This window comes from Paraburkholderia nodosa DSM 21604 (assembly GCF_000519185.1).
Lineage (GTDB): Bacteria > Pseudomonadota > Gammaproteobacteria > Burkholderiales > Burkholderiaceae > Paraburkholderia > Paraburkholderia nodosa.
The window spans coordinates 1-17,433 of sequence record NZ_JAFA01000014.1; the positions used below are offsets into that span (position 1 = coordinate 1).

The 17,433-nt window shown below is 65.4% G+C and carries 14 protein-coding genes and 1 pseudogene; 10 read left to right on the plus strand and 5 right to left on the minus strand.

Features of this window, described 5'->3' with window-relative positions; genetic code table 11:
- A pseudogene (locus tag A3CW_RS0121070) lies at positions 1-680 on the minus strand (hopanoid biosynthesis associated radical SAM protein HpnJ); the annotation flags it as partial.
- A 711-nt stretch (positions 681-1,391) separates the two neighbouring features.
- On the opposite strand from A3CW_RS0121070, the gene A3CW_RS0121075 reads away from it, so the two are divergent.
- Positions 1,392-2,582, plus strand: coding sequence for a glycosyltransferase family 4 protein (locus A3CW_RS0121075; RefSeq protein ID WP_028205334.1), 1,191 nt, complete (start codon positions 1,392-1,394; stop codon positions 2,580-2,582).
- 35 nt (positions 2,583-2,617) lie between these two features.
- Here A3CW_RS0121075 and A3CW_RS0121080 read toward each other — a convergent pair whose 3' ends face one another.
- The 3 genes from A3CW_RS0121080 to A3CW_RS52450 all read right to left on the minus strand — a co-directional run bounded on the left by A3CW_RS0121080 (position 2,618) and on the right by A3CW_RS52450 (position 5,309).
- Positions 2,618-3,619, minus strand: coding sequence for a GNAT family N-acetyltransferase (locus A3CW_RS0121080; RefSeq protein WP_028205335.1), 1,002 nt, complete (start codon positions 3,617-3,619; stop codon positions 2,618-2,620).
- 502 nt (positions 3,620-4,121) lie between these two features.
- The gene (locus A3CW_RS0121085) at positions 4,122-4,985 is read right to left on the minus strand and encodes an IclR family transcriptional regulator (protein WP_028205336.1); all 864 of its coding nucleotides are present in this window, start codon (positions 4,983-4,985) and stop codon (positions 4,122-4,124) included.
- Between the two features lie 108 nt (positions 4,986-5,093).
- Positions 5,094-5,309, minus strand: coding sequence for a hypothetical protein (locus A3CW_RS52450; RefSeq protein WP_154677998.1), 216 nt, complete (start codon positions 5,307-5,309; stop codon positions 5,094-5,096).
- Here A3CW_RS52450 and A3CW_RS0121090 point away from each other — a divergent pair.
- The 9 genes from A3CW_RS0121090 to A3CW_RS0121135 all read left to right on the plus strand — a co-directional run bounded on the left by A3CW_RS0121090 (position 5,308) and on the right by A3CW_RS0121135 (position 15,336).
- The gene (locus A3CW_RS0121090; RefSeq protein WP_028205337.1) at positions 5,308-6,399 is read left to right on the plus strand and encodes an ABC transporter ATP-binding protein; all 1,092 of its coding nucleotides are present in this window, start codon (positions 5,308-5,310) and stop codon (positions 6,397-6,399) included. The genes A3CW_RS52450 and A3CW_RS0121090 overlap by 2 nt on opposite strands.
- Positions 6,392-7,297: an ABC transporter permease gene (locus A3CW_RS0121095; protein WP_028205338.1), complete on the plus strand. Its 906-nt coding sequence runs from the start codon at positions 6,392-6,394 to the stop codon at positions 7,295-7,297. Before A3CW_RS0121090 ends, A3CW_RS0121095 begins: the two co-directional genes overlap by 8 nt.
- A gap of 12 nt (positions 7,298-7,309) precedes the next feature.
- A complete protein-coding gene (locus tag A3CW_RS0121100) occupies positions 7,310-8,104 on the plus strand; it encodes an ABC transporter permease (protein WP_028205339.1) in 795 nt (264 codons plus the stop codon).
- Between the two features lie 47 nt (positions 8,105-8,151).
- Positions 8,152-8,490 (plus strand): (2Fe-2S)-binding protein, encoded by a 339-nt coding sequence (locus tag A3CW_RS0121105; RefSeq protein ID WP_028205340.1) that lies wholly within the window; start codon positions 8,152-8,154, stop codon positions 8,488-8,490.
- Positions 8,487-9,923: an FAD/NAD(P)-dependent oxidoreductase gene (locus A3CW_RS0121110; RefSeq protein WP_028205341.1), complete on the plus strand. Its 1,437-nt coding sequence runs from the start codon at positions 8,487-8,489 to the stop codon at positions 9,921-9,923. Before A3CW_RS0121105 ends, A3CW_RS0121110 begins: the two co-directional genes overlap by 4 nt.
- Positions 9,916-11,052 carry an NAD(P)/FAD-dependent oxidoreductase gene (locus A3CW_RS0121115; protein ID WP_028205342.1) on the plus strand — a complete coding sequence of 379 codons (1,137 nt, stop codon included), beginning with the start codon at positions 9,916-9,918 and terminating at the stop codon, positions 11,050-11,052. The genes A3CW_RS0121110 and A3CW_RS0121115 overlap by 8 nt, the downstream gene beginning before the upstream one ends.
- Before the next feature lie 12 nt (positions 11,053-11,064).
- A complete protein-coding gene (locus tag A3CW_RS0121120; RefSeq protein ID WP_028205343.1) occupies positions 11,065-12,111 on the plus strand; it encodes an ABC transporter substrate-binding protein in 1,047 nt (348 codons plus the stop codon).
- A 113-nt stretch (positions 12,112-12,224) separates the two neighbouring features.
- The gene (locus tag A3CW_RS47060; RefSeq protein ID WP_035513471.1) at positions 12,225-13,787 is read left to right on the plus strand and encodes an SH3 domain-containing C40 family peptidase; all 1,563 of its coding nucleotides are present in this window, start codon (positions 12,225-12,227) and stop codon (positions 13,785-13,787) included.
- Between the two features lie 475 nt (positions 13,788-14,262).
- Entirely contained in the window at positions 14,263-15,336 is a 1,074-nt protein-coding gene (locus tag A3CW_RS0121135) for a porin (protein ID WP_028205345.1), read from the plus strand.
- A gap of 66 nt (positions 15,337-15,402) precedes the next feature.
- On the opposite strand, the gene A3CW_RS0121140 is transcribed toward A3CW_RS0121135, so the two are convergent.
- Entirely contained in the window at positions 15,403-17,370 is a 1,968-nt protein-coding gene (locus A3CW_RS0121140) for a beta-galactosidase (RefSeq protein ID WP_028205346.1), read from the minus strand.
- Between the last annotated feature and the right edge of the window lie 63 nt (positions 17,371-17,433).

Below are 17,433 nucleotides of genomic sequence, written 5' to 3' on the forward strand. Positions count from 1 at the left end.
CGCGTGCGGTAGACGTGGCCGCTCACGGTCTGCGGCCACAGGCAGAACGTGCAGCGCGACTTGCAGCCCCGGCCCGTGTAGATCGACACGTACGGGTAGTTCAGGTAGCCGATGAAGTAATTCTCGATCTTCAGGTCGCGCTTGTAGATCGGCGCGACGAACGGCAGCGAGTCCATGTCCTCGAGCACCGGACGGCCTGGGTTGTGCTCGATCGAGCCGTCCTTCGCGCGCCACGAAATGCCCTTGACCTCGGCCAGCGGCATGCCTTCGGCGATTTCCTTGCAGGTGAAGTCGAATTCCTCGCGGCAGACGAAATCGACCGCCTCGGTGGCCGTGAGCGAATTATGCGGATCGACCTGCACCTTCGCGCCCACCAGACCGATGACGATCGACGGCTTGCGCTTCTTGAGGTCTTCGCAGAACAGCGCGTCGGTCGGGAACGACGGCGTGCTCGTGTGGATGATGACGAGGTCGTATGCGGCTGCAATCTTCAGCGTCTCTTCGACGGAGAGGCCGTCGGCCGGCGCGTCGAGCACGCGGCTGTCGGGCACGAGGGCCGCGGGCTGCGCGAGCCAGGTGGGATACCAGAACGAGCGGATCTCGCGCTTTGCCTGGTAGCGCGAGCCCGCGCCACCGTCGAAGCCGTCATACGACGGGGCCTGCAGAAACAGCGTTTTCATATTCCTCGATTGTCCGCGCAGTGTGGTGAAACCCGGTTAGCGATCGTGTGCGCCTCGTGGCTTGCACGGTCGGCGTCCAACGCCGCGCAATTCCTTCGAAACGCATTACGAAAAACATTCGATCGGCATTCCGGTTCGCATGTTTGTTATCGAATTGAAGGCATAAGCGCCACGGGTGAACCCTGAGATATTAAGCCGAAAATCTGATGCTGACCTTAAGCGCTTTCCCTTCTTCCGACGTATTGAAACATGCCAAACCTCCAGTGTGACGAATTGATATGACAGTTTTCATCGCACCGCGCCAATTGATGTCCGTTGTGATGACAATCGGTTACAAGCGAGGCACAACCCGCCCTCCGGCACCCAGAAATCGCGTCAATCGACCCAAGCGATGCAAGTCATGTGCCACTACGTGCGTGCGCCTTGCGTATTCCCCGGAAGAACTGACCGGCAGGTTTTCATCTGCTTTGCATCGTCTCCGCCATATCGGACAAGTTTTCGCTGATCGCCGACATCGCGTAAAAACGTCTCACAATCGGGTTACGATGCAGCAAACGGCGTGACTGCGGGTCCCCGCCGCGAATGTGCGAGCGGTGTGGCGCGGCCAACGCTGCCCGGCAGGTCAGGACGACTGGCCGGGATTTCATGCAGGCCAGGCACCCGTGGTGCGCTGCCTGCCCAACCAAGCGCCACCGTGAGCCGTCATTGTCCATGCGCATCCTCTTCGTCATCGGCAACCTGGGCGACTATCACGTCCCTCGCTATGAGGCTCTCGTCAGCGCGGCCTCCGGTCGCGGCCATCAGGTGGCGCTGCTCGAGGTCTTCGCGCGCTCGGGCGTCTACGGCTTCCCTCAGGAACGCCGCGCGGCATTCTTCGCGAACCGGCCGCGCATGGCGGAAACGCTGGTCGAGAACGGCGCCGACAGCGACGGCCTCGGCGCGCGCGACACCGCGCGCCTGATTGCGAAGGTGCGCAACTTCGAGCCCGACGTGGTCATCACGCTCGGCTATAACACCGGCTATTCGGCGGTGCTCTGTTTCCTCAGACATCTCACGCGGCGCTTCAAGCTCATCTACATGTCGGACTCGAAGGCCGACGACGGACTGCGCCAGCGCACCAAGGAGCGGCTCAAGCGTTTCATCGTGAGCCGCTTCGACGGCGCGCTCGTCGCGGGCGAGAAGCATCGCCGTTACGCGCAATCGCTTGGCATACCGAAGGAGAGATCCCGCATCGGTTTCGATGTGATCGACGTCGACTATTTCTCGGATCTCGCGCAGGCCGCGAGCGATAACCCCGAGGCCGTGCGATCCCGCTTCGGCCTGCCGCAGCGCTACGTGTTGTGCGTGAGCCGCTTCGTCGCGCGCAAGAACGTCGACGTGCTGATCGACGCCTACCGTAAATCCGGCGTGTACAACGAAAATATCGGCCTCGTTCTGGTAGGTCAGGGTCCGCTCGAAGCGCAATTGCGCGCGCGCATCGCGTCGCTCGGCCTCACGCCGCACGTGACGATACTCAACTCGCTCGCCAACCAGGAAATGCCGAATCTCTATGCGCTCGCGGAATTCGTCGTACTCGCGAGTGAATTCGATCAATGGGGCCTGTGCGTGAACGAAGCGTTCGCGGCCGGGTGTCCTGCCATCGTCACGCGCACCTGCGGCGTGGCTGGCGAAGTGGTGATCGACGGCGTGAACGGTTTCGTGGTCGAACCGCGCGACGTCTCGACCCTCGCGCAGCGTATCGGCGAGCTGGGCGGCGAGCCCGCGCTGCGCGAACGCTTCGCCGCCGGCGCGCAAAGCACGATCCGGCGCTGGACGCCCTTGCTCTTCGCCTCGAGCGCGCTGGAGCTTGCCGAGGTCACGACCCGCCGCGCAAGCGACCCCGCGCGGCACGAACTCGTTTAGCGCGCCATATAGCTCGCTACGCGACGCCCCGCCGCTCAGAGATGGGGGGCGAACACACGCCCGGGCGCGACCTTCCGCTTGAGCGTACGCATCAGCAAATAGACCGTGCCGTGGCGCTCGACGCCCAGCCGCTGCGTGAGCGTCGCGCCGAATCCGTTGAGGAAGCTGAATGTCGACGGGCTCGAAAAGCCGTCGAAGTCGAAGGTGAGCTTGCGCTCGAGCGAGCGGCCAATGCCGGTCCACAGCAGCAGGCTGATCGAGCCGCTGTGCGCGTCCTGCGCGCGCGACGAAAGCAGGTAATACATTGCCTGATGGTCCCAGACGAGGCCGACCGCCGCCACGAGCTTCCCGCCTTGCCCATAGGCGCCGAGCAGCATGCCGGCCTTGCGCTCGACGAACGCGTTGACGAGGTCGCGCATGACCGCATCCCCGTAAGCGTTGGTACGCGAACGCGCCGCGAGATTCGAGTCGTAGAACGCGATGAACTCGTCGGGCGCGATGTCCGGCACGACGGTCAGTTCACGGGAGGCGCTGCGGATCACGTTGCGCGTCTTGCTGTTCAGACACTTCCACGCTTCATCGGCCGTAGTATTCCGGTCGATGCGGAACGTATAGCGCGCCGACACCGTAAAGCCGTGCAGTGCGAACGCCAGGGCGTCGTCGATGCGCGGGTCGAGTACCTGAAAAAAGCTGTCGCAGTCGGGCAACTGTTCGATCAGCTTGCCGGTGACGTCGAGTTCATGATGCAGTTGGCGGGCCTCGCTGCCCGTCACGGACTTGATGACCGGCCCGAGCGTGCGCGTGAGCGGCGGCAGGTGCGAGACACGCCACAGCCGCGTACGCTGCATCGCGTACGGCATCTCGCCGATGACCTCGTCGTTCTGCGTCACCACCGCAAGCTTCCAGTCGCCTTGCGTGGCGATGTCGAGCCACCAGCGTTCATGAAAGATCGAAGGCGCCGCGCGTACCGGCACCGGCGTAGCAGAAGCAGCCGGTGCCTCGAGAACGGGCAACGTCCGGTCGTTTATGGTCGTCATCGATCACCGGTATATTCTGACTGCAAGCGCCGCGGGATCACACATGCGCTCCACCTCCCCCAGCACTCATGCTCCTCAATGACTTCTCGTCGATATGGCAACGGCATGTACTCAATATGACAGTGCACGCGGCGGGTCGTTTTGTCCCTCCTGGGTCTTGCAAGACTACGCGCAAGACGGCGCTTCGGGCGCTTCTGTTTTCGTTTCCGGGGTCACCTGCTCGCGCCGCGATGGCTTGCAAAGCCCCATGGCGGCGAACTGCCATTTCGTACATCGCCTTCAGTCTACGAATAGCCAACTGCCCGTTTACGCCAAAACCAAGACGCATGCGGATAGGTTATCTCCCTGGTCGATTTTCGTCCGCTCATACTGCTCGATTTCGCAATGCAGCAATGCACACACCTGCTGAACGTTTGCACACCGATCACCTAATGAGAACGATTCGCGATCAGGTAATTTAGTTAGGAATGCATTCGACCGGATCAATCCTGCCCTTCATCGCTCAAGCCAATGGTTGTGTCGTCATCGCTCGCGTGAGCCCATGCATGGGACGGCGCACCGCCACGTCGAACGGGTTCGTTTGCGGCCCGATGGTCTCGGCCTGCCGCTTGAGCAGTTCCACTATCGTCGGCAACCGGTCCTCCGTGAGACGCGCAGCCAGCGTGCCCACGCTCAATGCGCCCACGGCACAACCGTTCTGGTCCAGAATCGGCACGGCCACGCCCGCCATGCCTTCGAGCACGCCGGTATTGCGCCCCGCGTAGCCGAGCTTGCGCACGCGCTCGATCTCCGTGCGCAAATACACCTCGTCCAGCACGCCGTAGCTGCGCAAACGCGGCACGTTGAAACGAATGATTTCCTCACGCTCGGCCTCGGGCTGGAACGCGAGGATGGCAAGACTGCCCTGACCCACGCCCAGCGCGACGCGCCCGCCGATATCTCCCGTGAACGAGCGGATCGGAAACGGACCTTCGCACATGTCGAGACAAACCGCGTCGAAGCTGCTCTTCACGAGCAGGAAAATAGTATCGCCAAGGCTTGCGCACAGGCGCAGCAACGCGGGCCGGCATAGCGTGCGCATGCCGCTCGGATTGCCCGCCTGCGCCGCGAGCGCAAAAAAATCGACGCTTAGCCGATAGCGCTTCGTGCCTTCGTCCTGCTCGACCACGCCTTCGGCGATCAGCCCCTGCAGCAGCCGATGCACAGTGGCCTGGGTCAGGCCCACGGCCTTGGCGAGCGCGGTCACGCGGCTGCCTTCCGCCTGACTTGCCCCCAGTGCGCGGATCACCGCGAATGCGCGCTGCAATACGCCCGCGCCGCGGGCATCGTCGGCCGGCGTTCCACTTTTCTCTTCCCCTGCCGTCATATCGACCTCGATTTATTCCATTCAGCGGAATAGTTGCCGAAAACTCGTACGAATTGGCGTGCTGCCCGAAAGGTTCGACCGCCACACGTCGCCGTGCCTGTTGCCGGCTCATTCAGGGATTTCCCGCAGTTCACGGGATGAAATATCCCCTGCACTGGGCCGCTCACGTATTCCATTAAATGGAATATAAATCATATTTCTATCGTTTGATGGAATTTTAAATTGACGACCAAAAATTTGGCTAGCTACAGTCGACTCAACGCCCTGCACCGCAATTCGCTCAACGGGTGCCGACGCAACCCAAGCACTGGAAGGCCACACCATGTCGTTCCTCACCCTGACCGATGTATCGAAATCGTTTGGCGACCTGCAGGCGGTCGCTGGCGTCAATTTGTCGGTGGAAAAAGGCGAGTTCGTCTCACTGCTCGGCCCCTCGGGCTGCGGGAAAACCACGACGCTGCAGATGATCGCCGGCTTCGTGGAAACCACGCGCGGACGCATCACGCTCGACGGGCGCGACATCACGCACATGGCGCCGAACAAGCGCGGCCTCGGCATCGTGTTCCAGAGCTATGCGCTCTTTCCGCACATGAGCGTGGAGCAGAACGTAAGCTTCGGCCTCGAGATGCGCGGCGTGGACAAAGCCGAGCGCCGCGATCGCATTCGCGAGGCGCTCGCGCTCGTGCGCCTCGACGCCTACACGCAGCGCTTTCCGCGCGAGCTGTCGGGCGGCCAGCGCCAGCGCGTGGCGATTGCGCGCGCCATTGTGATCGCGCCGCCCGTGCTGCTGCTCGACGAGCCGATGTCCAATCTCGACGCCAAGCTGCGCGAAGACATGCAGTTCGAACTGCGCGCCATTCAGCGCAAGATCGGCACGACCACGCTGATGGTCACGCACGACCAGTCCGAAGCGCTGTCGATCAGCGACCGCGTGGTCGTGATGGAAAGCGGCCGCATCACCCAGGTCGACACGCCTTATCGCGCGTATGAGCGGCCCGAGAACGACTTCGTCTCGAAGTTCATCGGCAAGGCCAACATGCTCGCTGGCCGCATCGTCGCGCGCGAGGGCGACACGATCCGCGTGGATCTCGGCCACGATCTCGCGGAAACGGGCTCGACGGCACAACTGCCCGAACGCGGCCGCGCGGTGGGGGTGGGCGACGCGATCACGCTATGCATCCGCCCCGAAAAGCTCAAGCTGTGCGCGAGCGGCTCGGGCCGGCTTGCCGGGCGCGTGACGAGCCGCTTCTTCCTCGGCAGCCAGTGGCTCTACCGGCTCGACAGCCGCGCGGGCGAAATGCTCGTGTGCTGCCAGAACGAGGGCAATGAGCCGCTTGCCGAAGGCGACCAGGTGGGCATCGACTGGCATAGCGACGCGATCCGCTTCATCCACCAGGAGGGCGCCCGTGTCTAGCACGCTCCGCGCTTCGCAGCCTGCCCCGCGCGCCACGGTGCGCGCCGGCTGGCAGGCTTACGTGCCGCTCTGGTTCATGAGCGCGCCCGCGCTGCTGCTGTTCGCCGCGCTCGTGCTCGTGCCGCTCGCCATGACCTTCGCGCTCACGTTCTACCGCTTCGATCCGATGAGCGGCCCCATCGCCGCATTCGATCTGCACAACTACGTAGAAGTGCTGGGCTCGTCGTACTTTCACACGATCTTCCTGCGCACCTTCGGCATTGCCGCGCTCACCACGCTGCTGTGCGTCGTGATCGGCACGCCCGAGGCTTACATCCTCTCGCGCATGCGCGACCCGTGGCGCTCGCTCTTCCTGCTCGCGATCCTCGCGCCGCTGCTGGTTTCCGTGGTAGTGCGCGCGTTCGGCTGGAGCATGCTGCTCAACATGAACGGTCTCGTGAACCAGTTCTTCGGCCTGTTCGGCGCGGGGCCCTTCAAGCTCGAATACACGACCTTCGCGATCGTCATCGCGCTCGTGCATGTGATGCTGCCGTTCATGGTGATTCCGGTGTGGACCGCGCTGCAAAGGCTCGATCCGCAAACCGAGAACGCGGCGCTGTCGCTCATGGCGTCGCCGTTCACCACCCTGCGCCGTATCGTGCTGCCGCAGCTCGTGCCGGGCATTCTCTCGGGCAGCCTCATGGTGTTCGGCCTGTCGGCGAGCGCCTTCGCGATTCCGGGCCTGCTGGGCGGCCGGCGCCTGAAGGTGGCGGCCACCGCCGTGTACGACCAGTTCCTCAGCTCGATGAACTGGCCGCTCGGCGCGACCATCGCCGTGCTGCTGCTGGTCGCCAATCTCGTGGTGATGCTCACCTACTACCGCGTGCTCGAACGGCGCTACGCGCGCAGCATGGGCTAAGGACACAACATCATGCGCAAAAACGGACCGCTCGCCCTCACGTTCCATAGCTTCGTCATTCTGTTCGTGCTGGCGCCGCTCGTCATCGTCATCCTCGTGGCCTTCACGCCCGACGAAACCTTGACGCTCCCCACGCACGGCCTCTCGCTGCGCTGGTTCCGCGCCATTCTCGACTACCCGGACTTCATCACCGCGTTCTTCAACAGCCTCAAGCTCGCGTTCGCCTCGGCCACGCTCTCGCTCGTCATCGCGTTGCCCGCGGGACTCGCTATCGGCCGTGCGCGTTTTCCGGGCCGCGGCTTTCTCAACGCGCTGCTGCTTTCGCCGCTCGTGATCCCGGGGCTCGTGCTGGGCATCGCGCTGCTGCGCTTCTTCGCGCTGATCGGCGCGACCGGCTCGTTCGCGTGGCTGATCCTCGCACACATGATCATCATCACGCCGTTCGTCATGCGGCTCGTGCTCGCCTCAGTGAGCGGCCTCGACCGCAGCATCGAGCATGCCGCCGCGTCGCTCGGCGCGAACGCGTGGACCACCTTTCGCCGCATCACGCTGCCAATGATCGTGCCCGGCATCACGGGCGGCTGGCTGCTCGCGTTCATCAACAGCTTCGATGAACTGACGATGTCGATCTTCGTGACCTCGCCGCAAACCGTCACGCTGCCCGTGCGCATGTACATGTACGCGACCGAGTCGATCGACCCGATGATGGCTTCCGTTTCCGCACTCGTCATTTTCATCACGGCGGGCGCGATGCTCCTGCTCGACCGCGTGTACGGGCTCAACCGCATTCTGATCGGGCAGCACTGAACGCCGCCCGCCTCTTTCGATTCCTGCTGCCGCGCCACCGACCTTCCATGAGCACCGTCACGCCGCTTCCCCTTGCCCAGTTCGTCCGCGTTGCCGAGACCGCGCGCGCGAGCGTTTCCTTCGTTTTAGACGGCGTCGAAGTCAAGGCGCTCGCGGGCGATACGCTGCTCACCGCGATCCTCACGCACCAGCGGCACGTGCGCCGCAGCGAGTTCAGCACGGAACCGCGCGCGGGCTTCTGCCTGATCGGCGCTTGCCAGGACTGCTGGGTGCGCAGCGAAGACGGCACGCGCCTGCGCGCCTGCTCCACGCCGCTGCGCGAAGGCATGCGTGTGCTGACGCGAATCGCTTCGGATACCGAATCTTATGACGGAGATGCGCGATGAGCGCGGCCAGGCCTGATCGCATCGTCATCGTCGGCGCGGGACCGGCCGGCGTGCGCGCCGCGCAAACACTCGTGGCCGCCGGACTGCGCCCCACTGTGATCGACGAAAACGCGCGCTGGGGCGGCCAGATCTATCGCCAGCCTGCTGACGGTTCGGGCTTCTCGCGCACGAAAACCGCGCTCTACGGCTTCGAGGCGAAGAAAGCCGATGCGATCCATCGCGCCATGGCCGAACTGCTCCCGAAGATCGACTATCGACCCGACACGCTGGCCTGGTCGTGCGAGCCGGGCCGCCTCGACACCTTGCGCGAGGGCCGCGAAGCGAGCGTGCCCTGGTCGCATCTGATCATCGCGAGCGGTGCGACCGACCGCATCGTGCCGCTGCCCGGCTGGACGCTGCCAGGCGCTTATACACTCGGCGGCGCGCAGGTCGCGCTGAAGGCGCAGGGCTGCGCAATTGGCCGGCGCACCGTGTTCGCCGGCACCGGGCCGCTGCTCTATCTCGTCGCTTACCAGTATGCAAAAGCGGGCGCGCAAGTGGCCGCCGTGCTCGATACGAGCCCGTTTGCGCGCCAGGCCGCCGCCGCGCCGAAACTGCTCAACCAGCCGGCCACCTTCGCCAAGGGCGTGTATTACGTCGCGTGGCTCAAGGCGCATGGCGTGCGCATGGTGCATGGCGTCTCGCTCGAAGCCATCGAAGGCGACGCGGGGGTGCAATACGTCCGCTGGCGCGCGGCCGACGCTAAGGAGCACGCCATTGCCTGCGATGCGGTCGGCCTCGGCTACGGCTTGCGGCCCGAAACCCAGCTCGCCGATCTCGCGGGCTGCCGCTTCGCCTTCGACGCCCTCAACCGCTGCTGGCTGCCCGAACGCGATGCGGCGGGCCGCAGCTCCGCGCGGGGCGTCTATCTGGCCGGCGACGGCGCGGGTATCGCGGGCGCCGATGCCGCCGAACTCGCGGGTCGCCGCGCCGCACTCGCGGTGCTCGAAGACGTGGGCATCGACGCGCCACAGCACGATGCCCATTTGCCTGATGCGGCAACGATCGAGAAGCGTCTCGCGCGCATTACGCGCTTTCGCGTGGGCATCGAGCAGGCGTTCGCACCGCCTGCCAACTGCGCCGCCAGCTGGCCCGACGACCTGACCATCTGCCGCTGCGAGGAAGTCGACGCGGGCACGCTGCGTAGCTGCATTCGCAACGGTTTCGCCACCGAGGTCAACCGCCTGAAGGCGCTCACGCGTATCGGCATGGGGCGCTGCCAGGGGCGCATGTGCGGCGAATCCGCGATGGCGCTGCTGAGCGCGGAGACCGGCAAGCCGCTGCACGAGGTGGGCCGCTTGCGTAGCCAGGCGCCCATCAAGCCGATACCCATTTCACCGATGCTGTTCGACGACGGCGTGGAGGTCATCGAAGAGGAAGCCCACGATGAGTGACACGCGCCATTTCCAGGTCGTGATAGCGGGCGGCGGGCTCGTCGGCGCATCGGCGGCGCTCGCGCTCGCGCGCAAGGGCGTGAGCGTCGGCTTGTTCGAGCGGCGCTTTTGCGGCGCGCAGGCAAGCGGCGTGAACTACGGCGGCGTGCGCACCCACGGCCGCAGCGCCGAGCAACTGCCGCTTGCGGTGCGCGCCCGGCGCGTGTGGAACCGCTTGCCCGAGCTGATCGGCAGCGACGGCGAATTCGTCGTGTCGGGGCACTTGCGCCTCGCGCGCCGCGACAGCGATCTCGAGGCGCTCCACGCATGGTCCGCCATGGCGCGCGATTTCGGCGTGGAGTCGCTGGTCATGAGCGGCGAAGCGTTTCGCCGCCGCTACCCGTGGCTCGGCAAGGCCGCGATTGGCGGGGCGCTCTGCGCGAGCGACGGCCAGGCGAATCCGCGTCTCGTCTCGCCCGGTTTCGCGGCGGCGGCGCGGCGCGCGGGCGCGCACGTGCAGGAGCAGACCGCGCTCGGCGACCTGAGCTTCGACGGCCGGCGTTTCCAGATGCGCGCGGGCAACGAGCGCATCAGCGCCGACTGGCTCATCAACTCGTCGGGCGCCTGGGCCAATACGGTGGCGGGCGCGTTCGGCGAAACCGTGCCGATGAAGCCGATCTACCCGAACATGTGGGTGACCGAGCCGCTGCCGCGCTTTATCCAGCACAACCTGGGCGTGTATGGCGGCGGCGTCTACGCGCGCCAGGTCGAGCGCGGCAACTGCGTGATCGGCGGCGGACGCGGGCACGGCGACGGCGAATACGCGCAGCCTTCCACCGCCACCACGCGCGCCGTCATGCGCGACGCCTGCGCGCTGGTGCCCGGCCTGCGCGACGCACTGCTCATCCGCACGTGGAGCGGCGTGGAAGGCGAAACGCCGGACAGCAACCCGATCATCGGTTTCAGCAATACCACGCCGCGCCTGCTCCATGCGTTCGGCTTTTCCGGCGGCGGCTTCTTGCTGGCGCCGGGCGTGGGCGAAGTCCTCGCCGAACTCGTCACAGAAGGCGCGACGAGCACGCCCATCGAAGCGTTTGCTATCGGCCGCTTCACGCAGTCTTCCGTTCATGCCGCTCTCCCAATCAAATAAGGAGTCCCCACGATGAAACTCACACGCACCCTGGCCTCGCTAGCCGCACTCGTCGCCTTCGGCATCTCGCCTGGCGCCTGGTCGCAAACGAAGACGATCTACATCGGCATGAACGGCGGCCCGATGGAGAAGGCCTACACGAGCCAGGTCCTGCCCGACTTCGAGAAGGCCAACAACGTGAAGGTGGTGGTCGTACCGGGCACGTCCTCCGACGTGCTCGCGAAGCTCCTCGCCAACCGCAACAGCCCGCAGATGCATGTCGCCTTTCTCGACGACGGCGTGATGGCGCGCGCCGTGAGCATGGGCGTGTGCGAGAAGCTCGACGATGCGCCGGTGCTCAAGGAACTGTATCCGTTCGCGCGCATGAAAGGCGACGTCGGCGCGGGCGTCCAGCTCGGCATGACGGGCATCGGCTACAACACGAAGGTGTTCGCGGATAAAGGCTGGGCGCCGCCCACTTCGTGGCTCGATTTCGCCAATCCGAAATACAAGGGCAAGGTGGTGTTCCAGTCGGCTTCGAGCAGCACCTTCGGTCTGCATGGCTTTCTCGCCATCAACCGCCTGATGGGCGGCAGCGAGAACAATGTCGAGCCGGGCTTCACGAAATGGGCGAGCACGGTGGGGCCGAACGTCGTCGAATATATTCCGAATTCGGCCAAGCTCTCGGAGATGATCCAGACCGGCGAGGCCGGCATCTTCCCGCTCACGCCCACCGCAGTGGGCGACCTGAAGGACAAGGGCTTGCCCGTGGCGTACGCCAACCCGAAGGAAGGCGCGGTGCTGCTGCTCGTGGACCTGTGCGTGGTGAAGAACAATCCCGACCCGCAACTCGCGCAAAAGCTCGCGCAGTTCCTGCTTTCGGCGCCTGCGCAAAGCAAGGCGGCCGCCGCCGGCAAGCAGATTCCGACCAACCAGAACGCCACCATGCCGCCCGACATGCAAAAGAGCCTGGGCAATCTCGACCAGCTCGTGAAGAAGGTGACAGTGGTGGACTGGGACGTGATCAACGAGCACCGTGCGCAGTGGGATTCGCGCTGGAACCGGCAGATCGAGCAGTGATGGTTTGACACGGGCCTGTTCACGCCGAAAACAGGCCCCGGCGGGCAACAGCGAGGGCGGCGGGCGCGGCGCGTCCTGTATCATCCACGGGTTGTCGAACCGCCCGCTCGCCCATGCGCTCCACCCTCGATTCTTCGTTTCGCCTTGCCGTTTTCGCCCGGGCGCCGCGCGCCCGCTTCCTCGCCCTGGCGCTAGCCGCCGTGTGCGTGCTGCCGGGATGTGCAACCGGGCCGGCCTCGCAAAGTCAGGCCGCGCAAGCGCTCCCGCCCGATACGGTCACGCTCTTCCCGATCGGGCACTACGACCAGAACGTCGACCATTGGATCGATCCGGCCAGCGCCGATTACGACAAGCCCTTCCTCTCGCCCGACGTCCAGCGCGCGCAATTCGATGCGCTCATCGCGCGCTATTTCGGTGCGGGTCCGAACGATCCCTCGCCGTGGAATCGCGCGTTTGTCGAGCAGCGCGTGTATCGCGATGGCGGCAGCGACATTGCCGCGCTGCAGACGCGCCGCCTCGCCGACTTCGACAACACCGGCAAGGCGCCGCGCCGCGTTGGCTACGGCATGAATTTCCGGCCGCACACGAAGGCGTGGATCGACGCCATCGAGCGCAACGCCAACGTCAACCAGTTCGAACAGGCCAGCGGCTTCGACGCCACGCGTCGCGCCATCGCCACAACGGCGCTGTACGTGCGCGAACTGCCCACCATCGATCCGTCGTTCTATTCACATCGCATCGCGGGCGAAGGCTATCCCTTCGACAACCTGCAGGTGAGCGCCGTGCGGCCCGGCACGCCGCTTTACGTGCTCGGCACGAGTGCCGACGGCGCCTGGCGCTACGTGCAGACGCCGGACGTGCAGGGCTGGGTGCGCAGCGACGGCGTGGCGAGCGTCGACGACACCTTCGTTTCGACGTGGCGCGCGGCGGCGCACCAGTCGCTCGGCGTCGTGGTCGTGGCCTCCGCGGCGCTGCGCGACAGCGGCGGCGTGTTCCGCTTCGACGCGCCCGCCGGCACGCTGCTGCCGCTTCGGCCCGCTTCGGGCGCCAACCCGGGCGTAGTGCTCGTGCCCGCCCGCGACGTAGACGGCCGCGCGGCGATCCGCTCGGCGGCGCTCGATGCGAACGCCATCGTGCCCGCGCCGCTCGCGGCCACGCCGCGCCATCTCGCGCAGTTGATGAAGGCGCTGATCGGGCGCCCCTACGGCTGGGGCAACACGAACTTCGACAACGACTGCTCGGCCGAACTGCAGAGCATTTTCGCGGCGTTCGGCGTGTGGCTGCCGCGCCATTCGTCCACCCAAATGAACGCCGGGGCGATGACCGATCTTTCGGCGTCCACGCCCGCGCAACGCCTCGACTGGCTCGTGCAGCACGGCGCGCCCATGCGCACGCTCATCTATATAGGCGGCCATGTGATGCTCTACCTCGGCAACACGGAGCGCGACGGCAAGACGGTGCCGCTCGTCTATCAGGACGTGTGGGGCCTGCGGCCCGCCGACAACAGCCGCCGCGCCGTGATCGGCGGCTCGGTCGTCTTCCCCTTGCTGCTCGCCTACCCCGAAGACCCGAACCTCGAATCGCTCGCAGGCACGCAGGTGTTCCAGGTCAGCATTCTGGGCGCGCCCGCGGGGAGTGCGCCGCCGGCGCAGGATGAGGAGAATCCGGCGGGGTGACTTATGCACCGGATGCAACAAACTGATGCGCAAATGTGATCGTTTCTCCCAGGGTGACAAATTCCGCACGGTCGTACAAAAATAGCCTCCATCGAACGTAGCATTCCGTCAACGTTGCACACCTCTCGTCAGGGGAGAAGCGATCGGTGAACGCGCATTCAATCCGGCTCATGCCTTGCCGCAGGCCCACGATGACCACGCGCTCGTCCACGCTGCTCCTGCGCACGCGAGAGGACCCCGGCCGCCGCGCCAGACCGCAGGACTACACACAGTACTCCGCGTAGGACTCCGAGCAGTACTCCCAGCATTCCGTTTCGTGCGGTTCCGCGAGGAACCCCGGCCCCCTTTTGCCCGAAGCTTTTTCTGCGGCTTTGCCTGGAGCATTGCCTGAAGCGTGTGCAATACCCTGTCACATCGATCTCAATCCATAAATAACACTAAGGATGACGAAATGTTACAACGCGACAACCTCGGCATGAAATGGCTGGTCCGCTGCCTCGCGGCGGCCGGTTTGATGGGCACAGCGGGTGTCGCGAGCGCACAGAGCAGCGTCACCCTGTATGGCATCGTCGACGGGTCGATTCTCTACACGAGCCATACGATGAATACGCAGACGGGCCAGAACGCCGGTCACCAGTTCTCCTTCACGGACAGCGGCATGTCCGGCTCGAACTTCGGCATGCGCGGCGCCGAGGACCTGGGCGGCGGGATGCGCGCCGTATTCGCACTCGAAAGCGGCATTAGCATCGCGAACGGCCAGTTCGGCAATTCCAACGGCAACTTCTTCGGGCGTCAGGCGTGGGTCGGCATGGAAAGCCCCTACGGCACGGTCAAGGCCGGTCTGCAGTACTCACCGTTTTTCCTCTCGCTCTACCAGACGGACCCGCGCGGCATGTCGTATTTCGGCAGCGGCCTCGTGAGCTACGTGAACAACGTGTACGTGACCGGCCTCTTCAACAGCAACGCGCTTACGTATACGTCGCCGGAAATCGCCGGCATCCAGGCGATGGGTATGTTCGCCATGGGCGGCGCAGCGGGCAACTTCCAGGCGGGACGCCAGTATTCGGCGAGCCTGCGCTACCACATCGCAGGCTTCACGCTCACAGGCGCGCTGTATAGCGGCAACGCCGGAGGCAGCGCTGCCGCCACGCCGGTGCCGAGCACCGTGGAGTTCGTGGGCCGCACGATCGGCGCGAGCTATCGCTTCCCGAACTCGCTCACGATCTCCGCTTCCTATGCGCTGTACAAGGTTTCGCAGTCGTTCAACAACAGCGTCTACTCCGGCGGACTCAGCTATATGATCACGCCCTACCTCGACGTCGACGCGGGCGTCTGGTACACGCGCGACGGCAACGACGGCAGCAACCACTCGCTGCTGGCGTCGAGCGGTTTGCAGTTTTTCCTCTCCAAGCGCACGACGCTCTATGGCCAGGTCGGCTACGTGAACAACCATGGGCGCATGGACACGGGCTTGTCGATCAACAACGCGCTCTTCGAAGTCTCCGGCTCGACGGTAGGCGCGAGCGTCGGCATCCGGCATCTGTTCTGATACGCGCAGGTGTTCCGCGGCGCTCGCATAACGCGACGCGGAACACGCGCTCGGGCTAGCTGCGGCTCAGCGAGTTTCGCGCCATGCGCACACGTCGCCTCGCGCAAGCTCGCGCACGCCCAGCACGAACTGCGCCCCTTCGGGGGCCGGCGCCTGCGCACGTTGCTCGCCAAAGTTGAAGGCAAAGCACAGTCCACCACGTCGGCTCACGCGCAAGCCTTCCGGCAAGCGCTGTGTTGCGAGGCCCGCGCCGCGCGCGGCTTCGTCGAGCATGGCGAGATGCAGCTCGCGCGTGAACCACGCAGCGGCGTAGCGCACGCGGCCATGTGAGAGCAATGCAGGCCAGCCGTCTTCGAATTGCGCCTGAACGCACGTGGCGCCGTTGGCGCGCACGTGATCGCGCCAATGCAATGCCTCGCCCTGTACGCCGGCTATCGTGACCGCTGGCGCGAGCGTGGGCCGCAGCGATTCGGCCTCGAGCACCTGCAGGGGCAGCACGCGCTGCAACGCGTCGGGCGGCAGATCGCCGGGAATGGCGAAGTGCGCGGTCTTCGAGCCGCTGCGCGGCCCGAACACCCACAGGCCGTCGCTGCGCTCGATCTGAGCGACGAAGGCGTCGTCGATCACGGCCAGCGACGGCACCACTACGAGCCGGTACGCCGAAAGATCCGCGTGCCGCGAAACGATTTCGACATCGAGGCCGAGTTCGCGCAGCGCGCTGTAGTAGTCGAACGCGAGCGTTTGATAGTCGAAGCTCGCGCCGTGGCGCTGGATCTCAAACATCCACTGCGTTTCGTAATCGAACACGAGCGCCACCTGGGCACGCCCCGCCGGCGCGAGCGTGCGCAACACGTCGCTCGCCGCGATCTCGCGCGCGGCCTGCTCCACCTCGCGGCCGCCCGGAGACAGCTCGTTATTCGGCAGATTGAGGCCCGAATGCATCTGCTCCTGCGCATACGGGCACTGCCGCCAGCGGAAGTACGAAACGAGTTCGGCGCCGTGCGCGAACGCTTCGTAGGCCCACAGGCGCACCATGCCCGGCGCGGGCACCGGGTTCCACGGCGCCCAGTTCACCGGCCCCGCCTGCTGCTCCATCACCCAGAAGCGTCCGCCGCCGATCGTGCGGTAACGGTCGTGGTCGAACGACGAGACGTCGGGGTGCGCGGTGCGTGCGTAGCGAGCCTTTTGCGCTTCCGGCAACCCGATCACTTCGGTGCGCGCGATCGGATAGCTGTCCCACGTCGCCACGTCGATGGCCTTGTCCGCTGCGAACCGGTAGTGGTCGAAGGTCGTGAAAAAGCCCATGAAGTTGTGCAACACGTCGGCGTTCGGCGCATGGCGGCGCAGCACGTCCGCCTGCTCGCGGTGAAAGCTCGCGACTTCGTCCGACATGTAGCGGCGAAAGTCCAGATGATGTGCCGGGTTGGCGTCGGTCGGCGTGCGCACGGGCAGCCCCACCGCTTCGAACGACGGGTACTCCATGCTCCAGAACACGTTGCCCCAGGCCTCGTTGAGCGCTTCGATCGTGTCGTAGCGCTTCGCGAGCCACGCCTGGAAGCGGCGCTGCGCGGCGCTCGACCAGCTCGGCACGGTGTCGTGGCAGCCCAGCTCGTTGTCGGTCTGCCAGGCGACCACGGCTGGATGCGCGCCGTAGCGCTGCGCCATCGCCTCCGTGATGCGTACGCAATGCGCGCGATAGGCCTCGCTCGCAATGTCGTAGTGGCGGCGCGAGCCGTAGTTCCAGGGCGTGCCGTCGGCGCGCACGGGCAGCATATCGGGCGTCGCGTCGACGAGCCACTTCGGCGGCGAGGCCGTGGGCGTGCCGAGCACGATCTTCAGGCCGCGGGCCGCGAGCGTTTCGATCGCGTCGTCGAGCCATGCCCACTCATAAACGCCCGCGCGCGGCTCCATGCGGCTCCAGGCGAATTCGCCAATGCGCACGTGCGTAATGCCGAGTTCGGCCATGCGGCGCGCGTCGTCGGCCCACATCGCGGGCGGCCATTGTTCGGGGTAGTAGCAGACACCGATTTGCATGAGTGACAATCCGCCTCGGAATAACGTCAGTAATACGAATGAGATAAAAAAGGGCCTTCGGCT

What these genes read in the sequence shown, in the direction of transcription:
- A3CW_RS0121135 (WP_028205345.1), top strand. Translation starts at nt 14,263, where the DNA reads ATGAAATGGCTGGTCCGCTGCCTCGCGGCGGCCGGTTTGATGGGCACA.
- A3CW_RS0121075 (WP_028205334.1), top strand. Translation starts at nt 1,392, where the DNA reads ATGCGCATCCTCTTCGTCATCGGCAACCTGGGCGACTATCACGTCCCT.
- A3CW_RS0121115 (WP_028205342.1), top strand. Translation starts at nt 9,916, where the DNA reads ATGAGTGACACGCGCCATTTCCAGGTCGTGATAGCGGGCGGCGGGCTC.
- A3CW_RS0121120 (WP_028205343.1), top strand. Translation starts at nt 11,065, where the DNA reads ATGAAACTCACACGCACCCTGGCCTCGCTAGCCGCACTCGTCGCCTTC.
- A3CW_RS0121080 (WP_028205335.1), bottom strand. Translation starts at nt 3,619, where the DNA reads ATGACGACCATAAACGACCGGACGTTGCCCGTTCTCGAGGCACCGGCT.
- A3CW_RS0121105 (WP_028205340.1), top strand. Translation starts at nt 8,152, where the DNA reads ATGAGCACCGTCACGCCGCTTCCCCTTGCCCAGTTCGTCCGCGTTGCC.
- A3CW_RS0121110 (WP_028205341.1), top strand. Translation starts at nt 8,487, where the DNA reads ATGAGCGCGGCCAGGCCTGATCGCATCGTCATCGTCGGCGCGGGACCG.
- A3CW_RS47060 (WP_035513471.1), top strand. Translation starts at nt 12,225, where the DNA reads ATGCGCTCCACCCTCGATTCTTCGTTTCGCCTTGCCGTTTTCGCCCGG.
- A3CW_RS0121140 (WP_028205346.1), bottom strand. Translation starts at nt 17,370, where the DNA reads ATGCAAATCGGTGTCTGCTACTACCCCGAACAATGGCCGCCCGCGATG.
- A3CW_RS52450 (WP_154677998.1), bottom strand. Translation starts at nt 5,309, where the DNA reads ATGGTGTGGCCTTCCAGTGCTTGGGTTGCGTCGGCACCCGTTGAGCGA.
- A3CW_RS0121090 (WP_028205337.1), top strand. Translation starts at nt 5,308, where the DNA reads ATGTCGTTCCTCACCCTGACCGATGTATCGAAATCGTTTGGCGACCTG.
- A3CW_RS0121085 (WP_028205336.1), bottom strand. Translation starts at nt 4,985, where the DNA reads ATGACGGCAGGGGAAGAGAAAAGTGGAACGCCGGCCGACGATGCCCGC.
- A3CW_RS0121100 (WP_028205339.1), top strand. Translation starts at nt 7,310, where the DNA reads ATGCGCAAAAACGGACCGCTCGCCCTCACGTTCCATAGCTTCGTCATT.